The 22331-nt window shown below is 45.1% G+C and carries 13 protein-coding genes and 1 other RNA gene; 1 reads left to right on the forward strand and 13 read right to left on the reverse strand.

All coding sequences use genetic code 11. The features are described 5' to 3' along the window. Positions 1 to 107: 107 nt before the first annotated feature. The 3 genes from ACJV45_RS06255 to ACJV45_RS06265 form a co-directional block, all read right to left on the reverse strand. The gene (locus ACJV45_RS06255) at positions 108 to 1229 is read right to left on the reverse strand and encodes a phosphatase PAP2 family protein (protein ID WP_419397908.1); all 1122 of its coding nucleotides are present in this window, start codon (positions 1227 to 1229) and stop codon (positions 108 to 110) included. A gap of 261 nt (positions 1230 to 1490) precedes the next feature. After that, positions 1491 to 1587, reverse strand: an RNA gene (gene ffs / locus ACJV45_RS06260) — signal recognition particle sRNA small type. Positions 1588 to 1654: 67 nt separating this feature from the next. Further along, on the reverse strand, positions 1655 to 2797 hold the full coding sequence (locus tag ACJV45_RS06265; RefSeq protein ID WP_419397901.1) for an inositol-3-phosphate synthase: 1143 nt from the start codon (positions 2795 to 2797) through the stop codon (positions 1655 to 1657). 134 nt (positions 2798 to 2931) lie between these two features. On the opposite strand from ACJV45_RS06265, the gene ACJV45_RS06270 reads away from it, so the two are divergent. After that, entirely contained in the window at positions 2932 to 5283 is a 2352-nt protein-coding gene (locus ACJV45_RS06270) for a transglycosylase domain-containing protein (protein WP_419397902.1), read from the forward strand. Between the two features lie 173 nt (positions 5284 to 5456). On the opposite strand, the gene ACJV45_RS06275 is transcribed toward ACJV45_RS06270, so the two are convergent. The 10 genes from ACJV45_RS06275 to ACJV45_RS06320 form a co-directional block, all read right to left on the reverse strand. Beyond that, a complete protein-coding gene (locus ACJV45_RS06275; protein ID WP_419397903.1) occupies positions 5457 to 6209 on the reverse strand; it encodes an HAD family hydrolase in 753 nt (250 codons plus the stop codon). A gap of 120 nt (positions 6210 to 6329) precedes the next feature. Beyond that, entirely contained in the window at positions 6330 to 6944 is a 615-nt protein-coding gene (locus tag ACJV45_RS06280; protein ID WP_016827605.1) for a heat shock protein transcriptional repressor HspR, read from the reverse strand. Positions 6945 to 6984: 40 nt separating this feature from the next. After that, positions 6985 to 8028, reverse strand: coding sequence for a DnaJ C-terminal domain-containing protein (locus tag ACJV45_RS06285; protein WP_419397904.1), 1044 nt, complete (start codon positions 8026 to 8028; stop codon positions 6985 to 6987). A 211-nt stretch (positions 8029 to 8239) separates the two neighbouring features. Beyond that, positions 8240 to 9010: a nucleotide exchange factor GrpE gene (gene grpE / locus ACJV45_RS06290; RefSeq protein ID WP_419397905.1), complete on the reverse strand. Its 771-nt coding sequence runs from the start codon at positions 9008 to 9010 to the stop codon at positions 8240 to 8242. Further along, positions 9010 to 10911 carry a molecular chaperone DnaK gene (dnaK, locus tag ACJV45_RS06295; protein WP_419397906.1) on the reverse strand — a complete coding sequence of 634 codons (1902 nt, stop codon included), beginning with the start codon at positions 10909 to 10911 and terminating at the stop codon, positions 9010 to 9012. Before dnaK ends, grpE begins: the two co-directional genes overlap by 1 nt. A gap of 200 nt (positions 10912 to 11111) precedes the next feature. Then, positions 11112 to 11840 carry a HesA/MoeB/ThiF family protein gene (locus ACJV45_RS06300; protein WP_020760070.1) on the reverse strand — a complete coding sequence of 243 codons (729 nt, stop codon included), beginning with the start codon at positions 11838 to 11840 and terminating at the stop codon, positions 11112 to 11114. Between the two features lie 33 nt (positions 11841 to 11873). Beyond that, a complete protein-coding gene (locus ACJV45_RS06305) occupies positions 11874 to 12692 on the reverse strand; it encodes a thiazole synthase (protein WP_174143113.1) in 819 nt (272 codons plus the stop codon). Between the two features lie 68 nt (positions 12693 to 12760). Further along, the gene (thiS, locus tag ACJV45_RS06310) at positions 12761 to 12967 is read right to left on the reverse strand and encodes a sulfur carrier protein ThiS (RefSeq protein ID WP_004118156.1); all 207 of its coding nucleotides are present in this window, start codon (positions 12965 to 12967) and stop codon (positions 12761 to 12763) included. 54 nt (positions 12968 to 13021) lie between these two features. Beyond that, on the reverse strand, positions 13022 to 14092 hold the full coding sequence (gene thiO, locus ACJV45_RS06315; protein WP_004118154.1) for a glycine oxidase ThiO: 1071 nt from the start codon (positions 14090 to 14092) through the stop codon (positions 13022 to 13024). A 439-nt stretch (positions 14093 to 14531) separates the two neighbouring features. Beyond that, the gene (locus ACJV45_RS06320) at positions 14532 to 21947 is read right to left on the reverse strand and encodes a peptidase (protein WP_419397907.1); all 7416 of its coding nucleotides are present in this window, start codon (positions 21945 to 21947) and stop codon (positions 14532 to 14534) included. Between the last annotated feature and the right edge of the window lie 384 nt (positions 21948 to 22331).

The following is a 22331-nucleotide window of genomic DNA, read 5'->3' on the forward strand; positions in this document are numbered from 1 at the left end:
GCAAACTCTAACGCAATACGCGTTTCATATTCAACAAAATCAACAAAATCAAACTTTGCGAAATATCAGCATATACTCCTATATATACCACTTTACTTATTTTTTATTCAATTAGACGATAATCTTAACAATAAATCGTCCTCATCTTGACGTTTTGGAACTTCGCTTTTTGAAGGAGGAGTAGGCGGAGCACCAACTAATCCGAGCCTACTTAAAGGAGCTGCACTGGATTGTCTAAGAACCATCAAAACGCCGAAAGTCAAGCTACACACTCCTGCTACAGCCCAATATGAGGAAGAGTGCGCTACTCCTATAGCCCATTTTGCGCCTAAATCTATTCCTGGCATAATCTGGTAAATCATGTACGAACAGTAAGTTAGGCAGATTATTCCCATTGTGATCATTGCGCTTCCAACGATTTGCACGCTTATAGATGATCTTCTTGAACCTGGCACGTCCATTCCAGATGATCTTGTAAAAATCAACACTGTTGACGTTACAGCACCAACTATGAGTACGGATATCATAACGTCTGCCGGTCTGTGCCATCTGCCTCCCAAAAGAGCTATGGCAAGCAGAAATGTGATTATTGCTGAGCCAAGTGCAACCCATGCTCTAAAAGCGCGACTTACAGCGCAAACAAGCAACGCGCACGCAGCCGCCATTAGCAGCATGTGACCAGACGGAGCGGAATTTTTTGCAAGCGTTGCTACATTTACTAGGATCGGACGAGGAAGCACACGTTTTAGAGGCTCTGCAGCTAGAGATAAAACTAGTATTACAGCGCATTGCGCAATCAGCCACCAGCGTTTTCTTATGATTGATATTATTGCTGCCGCAGCGCAAATCAAGGCAGATAAGACTATAACGAGTATGGAACTTCTAAGCGGAGTTAGTACAACAGACAGCCACGACGGAATGGCACTATATCCAAAAGTACTAATCACCATTTCTTCATACGACTGACCTATTGCGGTTCTAACGGCTAGAATCCACATGATTGATGCAAAAGATACAAAAAGAACAGCACACAGCGCACACAAAGCTATTGTTGATATTCTAGGACGATTCATCAGCGGATCGAGCTTAGAAATATCTTGATTAGCCTCGCTGCTTTGAGAATTTTTACTATTTTTGATATTTTCACCAATGCCGCTAATTTGGCTATTATCACTGTCGTCGCTGCCATCGCTAATCTTGCTGCCTTCAAATAGACTCATACCAAGCATTTTATCAAACAACACTCCACTCGCTACAGGGTTATGTAGATTACGCCAAATGTGGTGGAGATTCGAGATTTTTCGCAGCGGATGAAGCGTATCGCTCGCGCGTTACAGCGCGCGAGCGTAGAAACACCCAGCCCTCGCGCAACAACAAATGGGTAATATCGCTTGCGTTATATTTGCATCACGAGCGAGACAAATCTAACGAAAATCAGTCAAAAAACGTTACAAATGTCTCATGAGCGAGACAAATCTAACAAACTTTATATAAGAAAACCCCCGCGCACCCACCAGAGGCCACTTACCCTTGCTGCATTCCTGCCCTGGGGGGATTGGGTGACGTAGTGCCACGCGGAGGCTCTACCTATATTACACGATTTTGGCTACAAGTCGAGCGCAAGTCGCAAGCTTCCGCACCATTAGGCGCATTGCTAGGCGCGCCACACGCTTTTACCATGTTCTTTTGCAGCCTCAACATCTGCATTAAGCTGCGACTCATCTGCCTCAACATCTCCAGCAATATAGCACTCAACGAGTTCGCGCGCCTCGCTATCTTCATGCTGAACAGCTGGCGACTTCATAAAGTAGGAGCTAGGAGCCAAAATCGGGCCCGAAAGCTTGCGATCCAACGCAATCTTCGCCGCGCGCACAGCGTCTATAACAATGCCTGCAGAATTAGGCGAATCCCACACTTCGAGCTTGTACTCTAAGCTAAGCGGAACATCGCCAAAAGTTGTGCCCTCTAAGCGCACAAACGCAAACTTGCGATCGTCAAGCCAAGCAACATAATCCGAAGGACCAATGTGCACGTTGTGATCATCCATATCGTGCGGAACAATCGAAGTAACCGCGCGCGTCTTAGAAATCTTCTTCGACTCAAGCCTAGAGCGCTGCAACATGTTCATAAAGTCCATGTTTCCGCCAACGTTCAACTGGTAAGTGCGATCCAAACGCACTCCTCTATCTTCAAAAAGTCGCGCCATAACGCGGTGCGTAATCGTAGCTCCAACCTGGCTTTTAATATCGTCGCCAATAATCGGAACGCCTGCATCGCGGAACTTTTGCGCCCAAACTGGGTCGGAAGCAATAAAAACAGGAAGGCAATTCACAAACGCGCATCCAGCTTCCATAGCCGCCGTAGCATAAGCCTTGTCTGCCTGCTCGGAGCCTACTGGCAAGTAAGACACAAGCACGTCTACATGCAAATCGCGCAAAACCGCGGCAACATCCACAGGTTCTTCTTCGGATTCGTCAATCATCTGCTTATAATAGTCGCCCAAACCATCGTAAGTAGGGCCACGCTGCACTTTAACACCAAGATTAGGCACGTCTGCAAAGCGAATCGTGTTGTTTTGCGAAGCATAAATCGCCTCGCTTAAGTCATGGCCCACTTTTAAAGCGTCAACATCAAAAGCTGCTACAAACTCAATATCTCGCACGCGATATTGCCCAAAAACAGCATGCATTAATCCTGGAATTTTATCGCCATCATTGGCATTTTTGTAGTATTCAACGCCTTGAACCAACGACGAAGCACAATTGCCAACACCGGCAATGGCAACGCGGATACTCATATAAACTCCTTGCCCAAAAACAGCAGCATATAATCATGCTGCACTAACACACTTTTATAATACTAGCTTTTACAAATATTACACATGATATTACATATGATTAAAATTCCTCGCCAAGCGCTAACTTGGATTATATGGTTGCAAATAGTAATGGACAAAATTCGCACTCTTCTAATACAGGACGCACTGTAAGAAGCGCGACTTCTGCAGAGGAAAGACGACGCGCAAACGCCAGAACTGGAACAGCCAGACCAAGCGCAACAAGGCAGAGGCGTCAAGGAAGAAGACACAAAAGAATCCGCGACACGTGGCGAACAAAACATCCAATCCTATTTTGGGCATTAATCATAATTTTTACGCCAATAATCCTTGGCACACTCGTATTTGCGGTTATGTATGTGAACACCGACATTCCGCAGCCAGATAAGATTGCAATGGCAGACAAAACCAAGGTGTACTACGCAGACGGAAAAACAGAAATCGGTAGTTTTGCGGAACAAAATCGAGAAATCATAAGTTGCTCTGCGCTAAAACCATATGTTGGCAACGCGATAGTCGCAAGCGAAAACAGATCGTTCTACAAAGACGGTGGAATTGATTTTAAAGGAATTGGACGCGCAATAATTCACAACGTAACTTCTAAAGGACGCTGGGGCGGGTCCACAATCACACAACAGTATGCAGAACGCTACTATCTTGGTGAAACAAAAACGTATTTAGGCAAGCTTCATGAGGCGATTCTAGCTCTAAAAATCGCGCAAACACAAGATAAAAACACTGTGCTATGTAACTATATGAACACTATTTATCTTGGTCGCGGAGCGTATGGAATTCAGGCGGCAGCAAAAGCGTACTTTGGTGTAGAAGCAAAGGATCTTACACTATCTCAAGCAGCAATGCTGGCTGGAATAATCCCTGCACCAAGCAGCTGGGATCCTGCAATCATGCCTAAAGAAGCGAATATGCGATTCAAGCGCGTTCTTAGGATTATGCGTGAAGACAAGTACATTACTGACGCAGAATATAAAAGCGCTAAAATGCCACAAACCATTAATCAGACTAAGCAAAACGTTTATTCAGGACCTCAAGGTTATTTGCTTAACATGGTTCGCAGCGAGCTTACTCAAAGCGGAGCTTTTACAAAGGAAGACCTTGATACTGGCGGATATCGTATTGTTACAACAATCGACAAAGCTAAGCAGGATTTAATGTTTAGTGTGGCAAGCCCTGCTATGGGTGGTCGCGGAATCGCTCCAGCTGGGTTGCAAGTAGGTGGAATGAGTGTAAATCCTAAAGACGGGTCAATCATATCCGTTTATGCTGGCGATGACTATCTTTCTAAACCGCTTAATAATGCTACTCAAGCCCTTTATGAGCCTGGAAGTACCATGAAGCCATTCGCTTTAATTGGAGCTATTCAGGCTGGAACAAGTCTTAATACACTGTTTAATGGAAATTCTAACCTAAAGTTTGAAGGCATAGATAAGCCTGTTAACAACTATGCAAACACTAATTGGGGAACAATCAACCTTTATAAAGCAACAGCAAACTCTGTGAACACGCCGTTTATGTCTTTGCAGCAAAAGCTTGGGCGTAGGGCTGTGGCTCATACTGCTGTTACGGCTGGCTTGGATCCTAAGAGGATTAATGGCGAAAATCCGTTCACAGTGTTGGGCAACGACCCTGTGCATGTTAGCGAAATTGCGCGAGCCTATTCTACGATAGCAAATCAGGGACGTAGACCAGATATTCATATTGTTGCTAGCGTTAAGAATCCAGATGGTAAAGAATTTTATAGAGCTCCAACATCTGGACGACAAGTGTTTTCTCCAACAGACATGGCTCTTACCACTAAAGCTCTGCAAGGCGTTGTGCAATATGGTACTTCTACGGAAGCTAGGGGTGTTGGCAAACCTATAGCTGGAAAGTCTGGTACCGCAAACGATGAGACTGCATGCAGCTTTGTTGGTTTTACTCCTAGTGTTGTAACCGTGTTTGCTATATGGTATCCGAATGCGCAGGGAAATCCTCAGCCTGTTCCGTCTTTCCGCGGTTATCCAGGCGGTGTTGGGTATTCTGCGCACTTGTTTACAAAGTATATGCGTCACGCGCTTACTGGAATGCCTACCGAGAAGTTCCCAGAAGCTAAGGATAACGGCAAAATTGGTGGCGAAGATGGCAAGTGGGGACTTGGCGGCAATAGGCATACTTCGGAATACGACTACTCGGATAGAGCTTCTGACGATAAAGAGCCTTATAAGGAAAATAAGGATAAAGTAGATAGGACAGAAAATAAGCCTTCAGATTCTGCAGGCGCGGCTGCTGGCGACTCTTCACGCGCGTCCGAAGGATCTTATGGATCTGGGCTTGGTTCGGGAGAGTCTGGTCAGTCTGAGCGCGATTCGTCTGGAGTATCTGGCTCGGCAGGGTCGCAATATGGATACACTGGATCAGAGACTCAAGAAGGCGCTGCTGGCGGCGATTAATCTACGTGATTCTGTAATATCGTAGTGCGTTCGCGCGCTTAGACCGCGCGAACGACATTTCATATTTACTGTTTACTGTTGCGCGAGGGCTGGGTGTTTCTACGCTCGCGCGGATTAGCCGCGCTCACTCCTTCGCCGCATGTAAAGTCCACTGGACTTTACATTTAAGCGGCTCAGCGAATCGAGGTGACTTCTCGCGCATTATGCAGCTCGAAGTCGTCGATTCGCGCAATAATGTAGCGCTCAAACGTTTGAGGCGTAACGTCTTCATATCCATGTATATCAGCGAATTGCGGTCCGTTGCTTACGTCTAGATTCGAGTACGCTGTTTGTGCAAGAGTCGTCGCCCCCGAAGCCGCAGCCGACTTTAACCCTGCAAACGAATCCTCAATGGCGATGCAATACTTCATGTTTTGCGCGCTAATACCAAGCAGTTTCCCTGCTGCTAAATATGGCTCGGGGCTTGGCTTTGTAGCATATCCATCGTCTCCGCAAATATATCCTGCAAACGCACCTTTTGGCGCATGGTTCACAATGTTTTCAACAAGGCGCCTTGGCGAATTGCTCACTAGAATCGAAGGGATTCCTGCATCCGCTAATTTTTGTAAGAGATTCAGAACGTCTGGCACCCATGGAACCTCTATCTGCTCTTTTTGCGCCACATAATCCACCATCGCGTTGCCGATTTCTTCAACGCCCATTTTTGTTCCGCGAGCAATCATGGCTTCAGCAACGTCTTTTAAAGATCCACCAGAATACTGCCAAGCTAATTCTTCGCTCCATTCGCCACCATGTTCTTTTGCGATTTGGATTTCAGCATCATGCCAATACGGTTCCGAATCAATTAACGTGCCGTCCATATCCCAAAAGACTGCGGAAAGCTTGTGATTTGTGGTGTTTTGCGCTGCTGTTGTGTTTATTGCCATCAATACCCTTTTGTTTTGTCGCTTTACATATGCAATATTTATATTTTATATTTACATTTTATATTTAAACATTTGATTAGTATTTAATAATATCTAAACTAATGTTAGACTGCTACATTGCTATATTCTGAATGCTCGCCACAAAACAACAGACTTATCGTCGTTTAAATCATCATAATCACAATTGTTGTATTGAGTATCATCTTGCGAGTGAGAATGTTTATTATACGATGATGGCAATGCGCGCTGTTGAACACGGATATCGCGTCGCCAATCCTTTGCGCTTTGTGACCTTTGAACTTCTACAATATTCCCATCTACAGTCGCAGTAAAAATATTTCGTTCAGCGCAATTGGCTTCTTCAATCAAGTGTCTTACTTGTCTTTTAAGCTGGCGATTTTCTTCTTGCAAAGCCAAAATACGCATTATTCCAGCAAGATTCACTCCATCTTCTTGGCTTAGTTTTTGCGTTTGCACAAGTCTATCTATGTCTCTAAGAGAGTATCTTCTAGCTCCACCTTCTGTACGCTGTGGCATAATCAAGCGCAGCCTGTCGTACTGTCTTAGTGTTTGTGGATGAGTGTCGGTTAGGTTGGCTACGTGACTTACTGTAAAAATCGGCATGTCGATTTTAAAGCCGACTTCATCTGCGCCATCAAGAGTTGCGCTTCCACGCACTAACGCCACTGCACACATTTCGTACAATGCTTTAGTTTGGCGCTCCAACCTAACCATGACTTTTCCTTTCTACACGCATGCGCTAAGCGATTTGTTGCTATGCGCGCAAATCGTGCACTTCTTGCTCATATGATTCTCCGCATGCCTTGTTGAATTCTTTTGCAGCACGCTTTATCATCATGCCCGATCGCTTTGGTATTTGTATTTGTACGATTCCTACAAAGGCTCCATTTTTACCTGGCACACCTTCGCCTTCTACACGTACTTCGCTACCGCTAGATGTTCCAGCTGGCACTTTAAACACTACTGGTTTACCATCTAGGTTTTTAAGCGTGACTTTTGCTCCGCGAACAGCCTCATCTAGTGTAAGCGGAAGATTTGCCACTAGATCACAGCCGCGTATAGAAAAATTATCGGTTTTTTCTACCTGCACTTGTAAGTACATATCTCCAGCTTCTCCACCAAACTTCCCTGGCTTGCCCTTGGACTTTAAGCGGATTTTTTGCCCATCTTTTACTCCTGCTGGAATATGAGTTTTGAACGACTCTCCGCCCGATCGAAGCGAAACCGTAGCACCTTTGAATGCTTGTTTAAATGTTAGTTTGATTGAAGTTGTAATGTCTTCACCGCGTTCAGGCGAATTTTGTGGAGCAGATTGACCATACTGACCATATTGACCATATTCTGCACCACTATTAAAGCCACTTCCTCCAAATCCTTGTGAAGATTGCGCTCCTGCGCCTCCCGTGAACATGGAGAATATGTTTCCCATGTCTGGCCCAGCTCCGCTTGTGGAGAATCGCACGCGAGACCCATTTGCGCCTCCGAACATCGATGAGAATATATCACTGAATCCACTTGCGTCGAATCCGCCTGCTCCAGAGCCTCCAGCGAATCTTGCTCCGCCCGCTCCAAATTGGCGTATCGCATCGTAACGCTGACGTGTTTGCTTATCTTTCAACACGTCATACGCTTCGGACACGTCTTTGAATTTTTCTTCCGCTTCTTTTGTTTTGTTTAAATCAGGATGATATTTTCTAGCTAGTTTTCTGTATGCTTTTGTGATTGTGTCTTCGTCGGCATCTTTGGAGACACCGAGCACTTTGTAGAAATCTTTGGCTAACCATTCATTTTCAGCCATTTGTGCCTCCTTCTTATGTTTCGAGCACATTGGCATAACATTTATATATATAAACCTTAAATACAAACCTACTCGTGTTGGTTTTGCGTTTTTAAACAGTGTTTTAAACGTTTTAAACCAGCACGAGTAAGTTTTTATGGGATTCTTCGCAAGTCGGTAACTGCGTTTTATTGCGTTACATACAAACCATACGAATGTTTCACAGCGTGTTTCACGAGCTTGCTGGCGATGCAACAACCACTCTAGCTGCGCGAATCACTCGATCTCCAATCCTGTATCCTGCTTCTACAACAACATCTACTGTGTCTTTTGTAGCATCTGGATCTGGCTTATGCAGAATCGCATCGTGCTTAGTCGGGTCAAATTCTTCGCCCTTTTCGCCGAACTTTTCAACGCCGAATTTCTCAAATGCTTTGTCTAACTTTGCAGCAACGGCTTTAAATGAATCGTCCATATCGCTATGTTCACGAATACGATCAATATCATCTAAAGCAGGTAGCAAAGCCGTTAAAACATCGATAATTCCATGTTGACGGAATCGATCTTGCTCTTTAGAAGCACGGTTGCGGAAGTTTATGAACTCTGCTCGCTCGCGTTGCAACGCTTCCAAATACTCCGCCGCCTCTTTTTTGGCTTTGCCAAGAGGCGTTAAAGAATCTTCTTCTTCGTTGCTTTGCGTGTCTGAAGAATCATTATTTTCTTGAGACTTACTAGCGTTGGCTTCATCATCGGTTGCTGGCGACTTTTCCGCATCGGCACTTGCATTAGCGCCTACATCTTGTGTTGACGTATCTTGCGTCGCCGCATGCTTTGCCTCATGAGCAGCTGCGTCTTGTGCTTCGTTTTGTGATGCATCCACATGCTCATTAGACGAGGCTGCACTAGCAGAATCAGCTGGATTTGACGATTCTTCCAAATCGCCAGCATCCGAAGGCACATCTTCCAATCCGCTCAAGTAGTCGTTGGCGTTAAACTCGGACATTACTTGTTGTCCTTATCGTCCTTGTCGTCGTCCACCACTTCGGCGTCAACCACGTCGTCATCTTTTGCAGAAGATCCAGCGCCAGCATTTGCGTCAGATGCAGAACCAGCAGTTCCAGCGGCGCCAGCCTGTGCGCCAGCAGCACCCTGCTGAGCGTAAAGCTGCTGACCGATCTTTTGAGCAGAAGTCATAAGCTCGCTCTGAGCAGACTTAATCTTCTCAATATCATCGCCCTTCAAAGCTTCCTTCAAAGCATTCACCTTTTCGGTAACTTCCTTGGAGATTTCGTCGGAAAGCTTATCCTTATTGTCGTTAACAAGCTTTTCAGTCTGGTAAGCGAAGGATTCTGCCTGGTTGCGAGTATCCGCTTCTTCCTTACGCTTCTTATCTTCAGCTTCGTGAGCTTCAGCTTCCTTAACCATGCGGTCAATCTCGTCCTTTGGCAAACCAGAACCGCCAGTAATCGTCATGGACTGTTCCTTACCAGTGCCCTTATCCTTAGCGGAAACGTGCACAATGCCATTAGCATCAATATCGAAAGTAACTTCAATCTGAGGAACACCACGAGGGGCTGGAGCAATACCAGTCAACTCAAAAGTACCGAGAGGCTTGTTGTCGCGAGCAAACTCACGTTCACCCTGGTAAACCTGAATCAACACGGATGGCTGATTGTCTTCTGCAGTAGAGAACACTTCGGATCGCTTAGTTGGGATTGCAGTATTACGCTCAATAAGCTTTGTCATAATTCCACCCTTGGTTTCAATACCCAAGGAAAGTGGAGTTACATCAATAAGCAGAACGTCTTTGCGGTCTCCCTTAATAACGCCCGACTGTACGGCTGCACCAACAGCCACAACCTCATCTGGGTTCACAGACTGGTTAGCTTCCTTACCGCCCGTAAGCTCCTTTACAAGCTCCTTGACGGCTGGCATACGAGTTGAACCACCAACAAGCACTACGTGATCAATCTGGCTTACGGAGATGCCAGCGTCGGAAAGCACGTTGTTAAATGGCGTACGGCAGCGACCGAGCAAGTCGGATGTCATTTCCTCAAAGTGAGCACGAGTCAAAGTCTCATCCAAATGCACTGGAGTTCCGTCTTGAGTCATTGCCAAGTACTGCATAGAAATTGAGGTAGAAGTAGAAGAGCTAAGCTCCTTCTTTGCTTGCTCAGCAGCTTCCTTCAAGCGCTGCAAAGCAATCTTATCCTTGCTCAAATCAACGCCATACTTGTTCTTAACTTCGCCAACAAGCCAGTCGATAATCTTCTGATCCCAATCATCGCCACCCAAGTGGTTATCGCCGTTAGTCGCCTGCACCTGAATTGTGGAGAAGCCGTCATCATCCTTACCAATCTCAAGCAAGGACACATCGAAAGTACCGCCGCCCAAATCGAATACCAAAATGCGCTCGTCTTCCTTGCCCTTTTCAAGACCGTAAGCCAAAGCTGCAGCAGTTGGTTCGTTAATAATACGCAGCACGTTCAAGCCTGCAATCTTACCTGCATCCTTAGTTGCCTGACGCTGTGCATCGTTGAAGTAAGCTGGGCATGTAATAACAGCATCGGTTACTGGCTCACCAAGGTAGGCTTCAGCATCGCGCTTCAACTTCATTAAAACCTGTGCGGAAATCTCTTGTGGAGTCCACTTCTTGCCGTCGATTTCAACAGACCAATCAGTGCCCATGTGGCGCTTTACAGAGCTAATCGTGCGATCAACGTTTGTAACTGCCTGACGCTTAGCAACTTCGCCAACCAAGATTTCGCCCGACTTGCTGAATGCCACCACGGATGGCGTTGTACGTGCACCTTCAGCGTTAACAATAACTGTTGGGCTTCCGCCTTCTAGTGTTGCAATGCAGGAGTTCGTTGTTCCTAAATCAATACCTACTGCGCGTCCCATAATATCTCCTAGCTATCTTTATCTATGTACCTTTTAATCTATGTACTCAAATTCTTGGCAGCCAGCCTTGCGACTAGCCACTTTTTCTTTTTACAAAACTTGAGTCTAACACACTCAAGTTATTAAAGTCAAATATTTTGGTGCGCGTTTCGCAAAAACTTAATACTACTCCACTCAACTTTTGTGACTTTTCGCAAAGTTCACGCAAATCTAAAATGTCGAAGCGAGTTATCAATGGCGTTATATCGCGCCAAAACCCCAATAAGCGGCTTTCCTATACCAGTTATAATCTTGATTGCTTCCGTTGCCATCATTGCGCCAACAATAGCTGCAGTTGCGCCTAATACAGCCGATTTTGGCACTTTTTCTTTAGGCGGAGGGCAAGCATACAAGTCACGCAAAGTAGGTCCTTTTCCTGGCACAAAAACGCTTACTTGACCTTCATAATAAAGAACTGAGCCATAAATTTCTGGCGTGCCAGCATTCCAAGCAGCATCCGCAATCAAAAAGCGCGTAGCAAAATTATCACAACCATCAATTATTAAGTCGTGATTTTCTACAAGTTGTTTTGCGTTGTCTTCATTAAATCTATTTACAAGGTTGATTTTTAAACCTGGAGATAATGCCTGCAAGCGCTTAGCTGCAAGCTGCGCTTTCGACTTGCCACACTGGTCCACAGTGTATAAAGTCTGCCTTTGCAAATTAGAAAGCTCTACAACATCGTCGTCACAAATCGTGATTTCACCAACTCCTGCAGCAGCAAGCGAAAGCAAGCACGGCGAACCAAGTCCACCTGCCCCAACCATGCAGATTTTCGCATCGCGAAGTAACTGCTGATGTTCATGCGTAAAGCCTGGCAGGAGCAAGTGGCGGCAAGTGCGTTCCGCCTCAAGCTCCTGCAGGTTGTCATAAATCTTATTAATCGTCATGCTGAATATGCTGAATCAATTACAGTACAAAATTTACAGTACTGCGTCAGCCCAAGCGCGACCTTCAACAGGCGAAGACGCGAGCGCATGCTCACGCTTAGGAATACGACCAGCATCGTGAGCAAGCTTTCCAGCAGTAACAGCAGCAGCCATTGCGCGACCCATCTTTACAGGATCTGGGCAGCGAGTTACAGCGCTTGCAAGAAGCACGCCCGAGCAACCAATTTCAAAAGCTTTAACAACATCGGAAGCAGTGCCAACGCCAGCATCCAAAATCACAGGAACGCCAGCTTCCTTGCTTTCTTGAACAATCAGCTCAATATTTCGAGGATTCAAAATACCAAGTCCAGTTCCAATTGGAGCACCCCCTGGCATAACAGCTTTCACGCCAAGTGACACAAGGCGACGAGCCACAATCGGGTCGTCATTCGTGTAGCAAAGAACGCTAAATCCTTCTTCAACTAGCTTTTCTGCAGCAAGTAAAACTTCGCGAGTATCTGGGAGCAAAGTATCGTCGTCTGCAATCACTTCGAGCTTAATCCAATCAGTTCCAAGTGATTCACGAGCCATTTTTGCTGTAAGAACAGCATCATGCGCAGTTTTGCAACCAGCAGTATTTGGCAAAACGTTAATGTTATGGCGTTGCAACATACCGTAAATATCCACGCCAGTTTTTGCGTGACGGCGCAAAGCAACAGTTGCTACTTCCGCGCCTGAAGCAACAAGTGACTTTTCCATAATGTCAATGCTTGTCATGCCGCCAGTGCCAAGCAAAAGCCTTGAGTGTAAGGTCTTACCGCAAAGCTGCCAAGTATCGACATTTTCTTCATTATTTTCTATATTTTCCGTCATTTTAAGCCTTTTATATAAATTTTTTGAAACTATACTCAAATTATTTAGCGTCATCCGCCTATTGTGGATCAGCCGCCCTGAACCGCGCTGAGAATTTCGATTTTATCCCCATCGCAGATGATGGTTGATTCCCATTGTGCGCGCTTAAGCACATCGTCGCCAATGGCGACCGCAATGCCAAAACCTGAGTCAGATCCGTAGAGTTGTGCAACAAGTTGGGCAATAGTCAAGTTATCTTTCACTTGAGTGGTTTCACCATTGACGACGATTTGCATAATTCAACCTTTATTAACGTCTATTAAAACTTGCGTTTCTAGAAACTTGCGTCACTAGAAGCGAGCAGGATTGCAGCTCTCCAAGAAGCCCTTTTCCTTCTCAGTCAACTCTTGCTCAAGCACAAGCTTTGTAGTCAAAGACGAACCCAAAGCTGTGAGCAAAATGCCGTGGCGGAAGTAACCGGTGGAAATCGTTGTATGCGTCTTAGGATCAATGCCAATGAATGGTAAATCGTCTGGAGTTCCAGGGCGACCACCAGCGGTAACCTCAGTAATCGAGCATTCCTGAATGCCAGGAAGTACGCTTGCAGCATCACGAAGCAAGTCGAGCACACCGCCAACCTTTGGAATATCGCGGTCGTCTTCGCGAGAAGTAGCGCCGAGCACAAGCTCGCCTGTTTCCTTAGCGCGAGGCACCAAATACACTGGGCGGTCATGCACAAATCCACGAACTACAGAGCTCAAAATTGGACGCAAAGGCTCTGGAATAGTCATACGAATCATGTCGCCCCACACAGCGCGAAGCTTGAGCTGAGGAAGCATTTCCTTAGCACCCAAACCAGATGCCAAAACCGTGTCTGGACCCAAATCGTCTGGAGTGCTTGCGCGACGCTCAATAACAACACCACGCTTTTCAAGTGCATCAATCATTGCTGCAGTAAACTGACGAGGATTAATCTGATGATCATCCGGAACGCTTACAGCGCCTGCAATCGTCGGTGAAAGCGCAGGTTCAATTTCGCGAAGCTTACTCACAGAAATATGCTCAGCTCTACGTCCGTAACGGTGCTGCAAGTTTAGCAACTCGTTTACGTGCTCGTTATCTGCAGCGTCACCGCCAATTACGTAAGATCCGCACTCTAAGTAGCCAGTTGGCTTATCGGTGTATTTTGCAACCGAATCAACCAATTCCTTATACATAGTTGCAGACTCAAACATGAGTGGATACAAGGCATCCTGCTGATATTGCATTTCTGCGGTAGGAGCTAACATGCCGGCAGCATGATGAGAAGCGCCAGAGACTGGATCTGGATCAATTATGCTAACTTTTACGCCAGCTTCTGTAAGTCTCCAAGCTGTTGCTAGACCAATGATACCTGCACCAATAATACGAATATTTCGCATAATACTCCTTCCCTACGGCGGCATTACCCGCATCAGGTTTACGGTCGGCTTTCGCCCTCTCAGCCTGTATAGAACAAGCTCCCGTGTTTCGTCTATTTTGGTTAATTTTAGACCTTTTAGACTGTTTTTTAGATTATTTTTTAGACTATTTTCTCTTTTTGACTTTTGCAATCACAACTACTGGCGATTATTCGCGATAGTGCAATTTTGCTTTGCATAAGTCACAGTTAGGAATTTTAACACTTTTGTGAAAAATTACTAAATTCACTGGTATGTTCTTCGGAATGTTCTTCAAGATGTTACTTGTCGTTTTCTTCTTTACAACACCAAACAAAATGTGGAAAAGAAGAAAACAATTAATGGCTTGAAGAGATTATCTCCAAGCCATTAATTCACATTACTCCAATCGTAGCAGCATCACACACTGCTACAGATTAAACTAACGAGCCGAATGCTTCCTACGCTTAGACGCAGCACCAGCCACTCCGAGCCCAGCAAACACCGCAGCGAAAGCAGCAAACACCGAAGAGCTAGCGCCAGTATTAACACCACTCACGTCACCACGCTTGAGATTCATTCCAGCAGAATTACGCGCTGCGAGCATTCCAGCACGCAAAGCTGCACGCGCAGCACGCAAACGAGCCAAAGCCGAATCAACCTGCCCCTGAGTAGCGTTCGCGTCCGCCAACACTGAACGAGCATAATTCAAAGCCGCATTAAACTCACTCACCAAGCTAGAATCAGCCACTACGCCATTAGCATTAGCCGAAACATCACCAAGAGCCGCATCAACCTCAGCCTGCAAAGCACCCTTATCAGCAATATTATTAACACTAGTATTATTCACATCGTTAACACCAACACCAGTATTAACATCGGTATCGGTTCCAAAATCATGGTCAGAACCACTACCAACACCACTACCACTATTAATAAGCCTGTTATAAGAATCAATCAACTTTTGCTTAGCATCACGAAGCCTACGAAGAGCCTGATCAACCTGAGCTTGTGTAGCATTAGGATCCTCAAGCACCCTATCCGCATCATTCAACGCCTGCTGATACTCTGCCAAATCAGAAGCCTTACCAATAATAAACGGAATAGACTTACGGAAATCAGGATCCTTACCAGATTCAGCAGTCAGATCAGTCTTATCAGTCTTATAACCATCCGAAAGCTTAGACTTAGCATCCTGGAGCTTCTTCAAAGCATCATCAACCTGCTTCTGAGTAGCATTCTTATCGCCAAGAACCTTATTCGCGTCTTCCAAAGCCTTCTTGTAGGCGTCAAGAGCATTCTTAGACGCATCATCACCCTTAGCCTGAGCATTCTGATACTCAGGAGTCTTGGTAAAGGTGTCATTAGCATCCGCTTCAGACTTCAACTTAGAAGGATCAGTCTTGTAGCCGTCAGTGATCTTCTTCTTAGCGGCTTGCAATGCATCGAGAGCGTCGTCAAGCTCTTTTTGAGTTGGAGCCTTTTCGCCTGCTTTGAGAGCCTTTGGCTTGCCAGTAGTACGGTCAAACTTATCAAGGAGCTTCTTAGCGTTCTCAAGAGCCTTCTTGTAGGCCGCCATGTCGGTATTATCCTTGCCGTCTTCACCCTTCTTAGCATCGGCGTTCTTGAACTCAGGAGTGTTCTCAAACGTGGTATCGCGCTGGTCGTCGTCGCCGTCCTTAGACTTGTCGACTTCCATTTGCAACTCGGTCGGATTGGTCTTGTAGTTAGCAAGAATCTTGTCTTTGATTTCCTTAAGAGCCTTCTTAGCCTCGTCAACTTCTTGCTGAGTTGGCAGCTGGTCCTTTGGAACGTCAACTTCCTGGCCATCCTTCGTGACCTTACCATCGTTCTTGTCGATGAGTTCCTTAGCCTTAGCCAAAGCTTGCTCATACGCTACAAGGTCATCAGGCTTCTTATCACCTTTAATCTTGCCTTTAAGGTTTTTATACTCAGTAGAGTTTTCGAACTTCTCGGTGTCTTGCTTCGCAGAGCCATCCTCGTTTTTGTCGTCAACTTCATTTTGGAGCTTATCAACGTTGGTCTTGAACTTTTCGTCAATTGCCTTTTTAGCATTTTGCAAATCAGTCAGAGCCTGATCTACCTGCGCTTGAGTTGGACGATCTTCTGGCTTCGCGTTTGGATCAGGGTGATTCACCTTGTTTATAAGATCCTGCGCAGCTTTGAGCTTCTCGTTGTAAGCTTCCAGCTTCTTGGTTGCGGAATCATCTTTCTTGGCATCCTCTTCAGATTCTGTCTTCGCTTTTTCAAGCGCGTTCTTGTATGGAACAGACGCCTCAAACGGAGGTATTACATCCTTACCCTGTGCATCCTTGTCACCGACTTCGTTAGAAAGCGGAGTTGCATCAGTCTTATAAGTCTTCGCAATCTTGTCTTGAGCTTCTTGCAACTTCTTTAGCAAGTTGTTTACAGACTTCTGGGTTGCTGTCTTCTTCCAGTTTTCATCGTTAAGCTTCTGCTTGATTTTATCGAGAACATTATCGAAACCAGTTTCTTTGCCAGCTTCGCCTAAGTCATTTGTAGCACCTTGGTCGCCAGCAGTCTTCTTAGCAACAGCATTTTGATACTCAGGAGTCTTCTTGAAGTCGCCATCTGCAAAGTCTTTAGCAGAAGTCAACGGCTCAAGATTGGTCTTGTAGTTGTCTTCAATCTGCTTCTTAGCCGCTTTCAGAGCATCAAGCGCCTCGTTAATCTGCTTTTGCGTTGGATGTTCGCTGTTCTTCTTGTCTTGATCTGCTGCAGCCTTTGCAAGATCACGCGCTTTCTTGAGAGCATTCTTGTAAGCAGTAACATCTGCGTTTTCCGCACCGTTACTTGTCTTAGCTTTAGCGTTCTTGAACTCTGGCGTATTCTCAAAGTCGTCTTCAGTAACAGCAGGAGCACCCTCCGCAGTAGACTTCCTAGTTTCTGCCTCAAGCTTAGAAGTGTCAGTCTTATACTTCTCAACCTCAGTACGTGCTTTATCAAGATCATCAAGCGCCTTGTTGATGTCTGTTTGAGTTGGCTTTGCGTCTTGCGGCGTATTTGCATCACCATGCTTCTTCAAAAGCTCCTGAGCTTTTGTCAAAGCTTCATCATACGCCTTCTTAGCTGCCGCAGCCTTAGTGTTCTTATCCGTATCAGGAACAAGCTTACCGCCCTCTTCCTTCATGAAGTGAGGATCAGACGCATTGCGGTACGCATCAGAAGTTTGCGTGCCTTCTGTAGGCGCAGTACCCTCTGTATCGCCATGCTTCTTCACGCTTTCATCGAGCTTGGTGGTGTCGGTGTTGTACTTTTCAAGCTCTTTGCGAGCTTTGTCAAGCTTATCCTTAGCGTCATTTACTTGCTTCTGAGTTGCAGAAGGATTCTTGAGCAAGTCTTTAGCTTCATTAAGAGCTTTACCATACTCATCTACAGCCTTTTTAGCGGCATCATTCTTGGTGTCATCCGGTCCCGAGCCATCAGCTTTTTGGTAGTTTGGCAGCGAGGCGTTCTTAAACGCAGGACTTGGATGCGTGGCCGCGTCCTCGTTAACAGACTTAAGAAGCTCGTCAGTCTTGGTTGCAAACTTGTTCAACTCATCAGCCGCGGCGTTCATTTCCTTAAGGATTGCATCAATATCCCTATCCAGAGGCTCACCTTGTGCATGTGCCTGAATATTCTTCAATGCATCTGCCTTAGTAACATCAATATCCTTTTCAGGAGGATTAGAAGTTGGGATTTCTGTATTACCTTGCTTATCCTTAGGCATCTGTTTATTAAGCGCCTGTTGTAGCTTCTTTACGGCATCGTCATACTTAGTCTTAGCAGCCTTTGCATCTGCACTTGCATCATCTGCGGATACATTCTTATATGCTGGGCTGTTTTGTATTGCAAGGTCATTAAACACAGCTGCCGAAAGCCTGCTGGTATTAGTTGCATACTTGTCGATGGCTTTACGTGCTTCCTCAAGAGCTGTCTTAGCTGCATCAATCAATTTTTGGTCTGGAGCAGTTCCAGCAGTCTTAGCATCTTCTAGATTTTTCTTAAGCTCCTTAGCTTTGTGATAGGCATCGTTGTAATTCTTGAATGCAGCAGCAGCATCCTTATCGCCAGCATGCGCCTTATCAAAAGCATTGAAGTACGCAGGCATCAGGTAACCGCTAAAGTTATCCGCAAGAACTTTCGTAAGTTCATCAGCGTTACTTGCATATTTTTCATGCAATACTTTTTCGGCATTGGTTAACGCTTCTTTAGCAGCATCCACTTCAGCCTGAGTTGCTTTATCGTTCTTAAGAACCTCGCGAGCCTTATCTAACGCGTTGTTATAGTTGTCAACAGCGGTTTTAGCAGCTTGCTTTTCTTGATCATTAGCGCCGTTAGTCTGCTTATTAAGCGCATTCTTGTAGAAGGTGCTCTGCTTGTTTGCATTTTTAGGATCAGGATTATCGAAGCTGAGCTTTTCGGCAGTTATAAGCTTCGACTTATCCGTTGCTTTAGCATCAAGAGCCTTCTTAGCAGCCTCAAGTGCTTCAATGGCGGCATTGACTTCCTTTTGGGAAGCGTTAGGATCCTTGGCAAGTTCGTTTGCCTTCTTTACAGCGTTATCGTAAGCTGTACGCTCTTTTTCAGTTGCGTTTTGATAAGCTGGGTCAGCAGTCTTAAGCTTCTCTGCAGGATCAGTCTCAGTCGCTTTGCCCGTGTTTACCTTGCCATGCTCAGCGATAGCAGCGTTAAGCTTGTCCTTGTTAGTGCTAAATTCGTTAAGCTTTTCGCGAGCTGCGTCAAGCTTAGCTTTGGCAGCATCAACAGCCTTCTGTGTGGCGTTCTGGTCGTCCTTTAATGCCTTAGCGTCTTCAAGAGCCTTGTCGTAATCTTCCTTGGCTTTCTTAGCTGCTTCATTCTTCTTGGTATCAGCATTGCCACTTGCATCCTTGAAGTCAGGATCCGTGACGTTCTTATACCTGTCAGTAGTTACAGTGCCAGGAGTTGCTGCAGTAGCGCCTTCTTGAGCCTTACCATTGGCATCAATCGAAGCGTTCAGCTTATCCTTGTTGGTAGCGTCGCCATCAAGGGCTTTGCGAGCCTTATCTAACTTAATAGTCGCATTGTCAATATCAGCTTTTTGCTTCTCAGTAAGGTCAGACTCGTTTGTATCTTTAACTTGCTCGTACAAAGCTTTAGCAACTTTGAGTGCATCATCATAGTCGCTCTTTACCTTGTCCGACGCGTTGTAGTACTCATGCTGCGTTGGAACATCCTTGCCATCAACAGCAACAGTCTTGTGCTCCTTAACCGACTTCTCCAAATCACTTGTCTTATGATTCATCTGCGGCACAAAGATAACGTTAATTGCCTTTGCCGTATTGCCTGGATGTCGATTTTTCTCCAGATAAACATCCTTATAGTACGACATTGCATACGGCTCAACAAACAGACGTGCCTTGAAAATCTTGCCCTTTTTAGCAGCCACCGTTACAGAGCCAGCTTCTTCATCCCATGTATACGAACCAGCTTCTGATAAATTATCGCCGAGGTTTACATCAGAATTAGAAACTTTCTGATTTCCATACCAATAAGCGCCGTCCATATTGCCAAGCGTAAGCTCGCCCGTTGGCTCGCCATTTTGCAACGCATAGTGCATGTGCGACTTTTGCGCGGTATTCCCTGTACCTTCATAGGAAAGCAGCTCGCCGCCTGTAAGCTCGCGCAAACCAGAATTACCATACTTTGGCTTAGCTTTCAGCAAACCAAGAATCTTTGTTGTATCAAACTCTTGTGCTGTGGTTGGATCATAACGGTAGATGATAGTGGTTTTCTGATCATTACTCCAAGAAATACCTTCGTCGGTGTCGCGACCATCAATCTTGGTTTTAGTCCACGAAACGTCGTAATCCGTACGAATATTTGGAAGCTTTGTAAGCTTGCTCTCTTTTACATTAGATGTAAACTCGGCAACCGCCTTATCGGTCTTGATTTTAACGGTAATTGTATTTTCCGCTTGACCGTTCGAGATGCCCTGATTACCTTTACCAGCCTTAGTAAAATTGCCCTTAAGATATTCAAGCGAAATCTGATCTACGCTGGTAAGACCAAGCTCTTTATTGCCTTTGTTGGCATCAAAAATAGCCTGCTTGATTCGGTTAAGCTCCGCGGTTGAGTAATCGAGCGGGTTAGCAACAAAGACCGCTTTGTCATTTGAAGGAACAGCAAACTCGCCGTCCTTAAGCTTCTTCAACACAAGGTCGCTGAGCTTAATCTTAGGAGCGTCCTTTTCATCTACCCCATCAAAGCCGATAACAGCTTCATCTCCGACAAACGAAATCTTATCTGGCGTTACGCCGTTAATCTTTGCAAGCTTCTGTGCGATTTCGTTCTTTACATCTTGCGAAAGATTAGTCGGGTCTTTCACAACAGGCTTATCAATAACATCGTTATAACGCACAATAGTCAGCGGAATAGCCTGCGACTTAAAACCAAGATCAGTAACGAAATGAGTATCTACGATTGATACACCAACTTTACTATTTGCTTTCGTTAATGCACTCTTATCGTATTCGTTGCTTCTAGTAGGAATTTTCTCATCGATAGTATCTAACTTTCGTTTACCAAGCTTGTTGCTTAACGCTTGAATTTGCTCCTCTAGCGATAGACCATCAATACCACTCTTGCCAACATGCGTTGTTTTGCCATTCTTTTTAGCATCATCCATAGCATTGTTGACATCATTTTCTGTGATAGCAATATCACTTACTTTTTTAACAATAGTTCCAGCACTTTTCGGAGGTACTAACAAAGCCGCTCTGAATTGATCTGATACTGCATCTTCTTTAGCACTTCCAGGAATTGGAGTTGGATTAATCTGAATCGAACGCGTTGCAGAATAACCTTGCGCATTCTTAATACCTTTGGAATCACCACGTTCATCTTTACGGAAAATCCTATTCATGGTAAGTGTTGCAGAACCATCATTGTTCTTGTTAAACACATATTCGCCAGAATATGGCTGATGTCCGTTATTGTCGGAATCAAAATCAATACTTCCTGCAGTTCTTTTGGTATTAATATGGTTTGAAGTTGAAGGAAATACAGCTACACGCGTAACAGCCTTATCTGCTCCATTATCATCTTTCTGTTTAGGAAGCTTAAATATTATAGGATTATTTGCGAGTTGCTCATCATACTGATTATCCACTGTGCCAAAGCCATAAACGTTCGGCATTTCACCTGTTTGACTAGAGAAAGCTACTTCTTTTGTGTCACCATTAGAAGCGCGATTCTGATTTTCAGCCTGAGCATCCTTAGTAGGCTCAGGTTGCTTCTTTTCATCTAGCGAACGCCTTGTACGCTTATTTACAACAGATCCCGCAGGAGTGCCAGTTTCTTCAGAATCCTGTTTTGCATCTTGATTATCTACAGACGCAGTGCTCTCAACCTTCGACCCAGTCTCAGTCTTAGTAACATCAGTATTACCGTCGGTCTTTGCTACAGACTGCTCAGCTGGTTTAGTCTGCTCCTTCTTAGGTTCTTCCTTAGATTCTTCCTTCTTAGCTTCTTTCTTCACTTCACTGTTAGTGGTCTCATCCTTAGAAGCCTCATTCTTCTTAGTAGCCTTAGAATCATCAGAAGTCTTAGAATTGCCCTTATTAGCATCAACTAAATTCTGCGTATTTGCAGGTGTAGTAGGATTAACAGGCGCAGGATTCGCCTCCGCAGCCATTGCAGGAGTTGCGCCAAAAGCAATCGCCGCGCCAGCAATCACGCCAGCAGCTCCAGCCGAAAGAGCAGCCACCTTACGCATGTCAACAACCTTTGCAGCCTTATCCTTTGCAGAACCAGATGTCTTGTTGGCGTGTTTACCAGATTTTGTAGTCATGTTCTCCTCTTTCGTGAGTTTAATTCGATTTACTTGATATTGCTTTGCGCACCGACCGCGGCTCTCAAAGCCCTATAGTTTTTAACAATAGATTTACAAAGTCTTATAGCGTACATCTATAATGATGTAGTCACCCTTTGATAAATCATTATAACATTTTAGAAAAAATTTTGAAGACAACTAACAAATGTTTATAGCTTTTGGGGGTACATACCCCCCCCCCCCCCGAAGCATTTTTCAAAGATGATTCCCAGATTCTTTTTTTTAAAAACTTTTTGAATACTTGAGATGAGAGGAACAATCTTGGTTAGGCGCATGGAACATACTTTGATTTTCTTTAGACTTAACTTTTAGAGACTTCGCCATGGCAAGTTTCAGATGCTT

This window comes from Gardnerella lacydonensis, assembly GCF_048545055.1.
GTDB lineage: Bacteria > Actinomycetota > Actinomycetes > Actinomycetales > Bifidobacteriaceae > Bifidobacterium > Bifidobacterium vaginale_C.

Excerpts from the sequence above, each read along its gene's own strand:
- ACJV45_RS06255 (WP_419397908.1), bottom strand. The coding sequence starts at position 1,229 with ATGCTTGGTATGAGTCTATTTGAAGGCAGCAAGATTAGCGATGGCAGC.
- ACJV45_RS06265 (WP_419397901.1), bottom strand. The coding sequence starts at position 2,797 with ATGAGTATCCGCGTTGCCATTGCCGGTGTTGGCAATTGTGCTTCGTCG.
- ACJV45_RS06270 (WP_419397902.1), top strand. The coding sequence starts at position 2,932 with ATGGTTGCAAATAGTAATGGACAAAATTCGCACTCTTCTAATACAGGA.
- ACJV45_RS06275 (WP_419397903.1), bottom strand. The coding sequence starts at position 6,209 with ATGGCAATAAACACAACAGCAGCGCAAAACACCACAAATCACAAGCTT.
- ACJV45_RS06280 (WP_016827605.1), bottom strand. The coding sequence starts at position 6,944 with ATGGTTAGGTTGGAGCGCCAAACTAAAGCATTGTACGAAATGTGTGCA.
- ACJV45_RS06285 (WP_419397904.1), bottom strand. The coding sequence starts at position 8,028 with ATGGCTGAAAATGAATGGTTAGCCAAAGATTTCTACAAAGTGCTCGGT.
- grpE (WP_419397905.1), bottom strand. The coding sequence starts at position 9,010 with ATGTCCGAGTTTAACGCCAACGACTACTTGAGCGGATTGGAAGATGTG.
- dnaK (WP_419397906.1), bottom strand. The coding sequence starts at position 10,911 with ATGGGACGCGCAGTAGGTATTGATTTAGGAACAACGAACTCCTGCATT.
- ACJV45_RS06300 (WP_020760070.1), bottom strand. The coding sequence starts at position 11,840 with ATGACGATTAATAAGATTTATGACAACCTGCAGGAGCTTGAGGCGGAA.
- ACJV45_RS06305 (WP_174143113.1), bottom strand. The coding sequence starts at position 12,692 with ATGACGGAAAATATAGAAAATAATGAAGAAAATGTCGATACTTGGCAG.
- thiS (WP_004118156.1), bottom strand. The coding sequence starts at position 12,967 with ATGCAAATCGTCGTCAATGGTGAAACCACTCAAGTGAAAGATAACTTG.
- thiO (WP_004118154.1), bottom strand. The coding sequence starts at position 14,092 with ATGCGAAATATTCGTATTATTGGTGCAGGTATCATTGGTCTAGCAACA.
- ACJV45_RS06320 (WP_419397907.1), bottom strand. The coding sequence starts at position 21,947 with ATGACTACAAAATCTGGTAAACACGCCAACAAGACATCTGGTTCTGCA.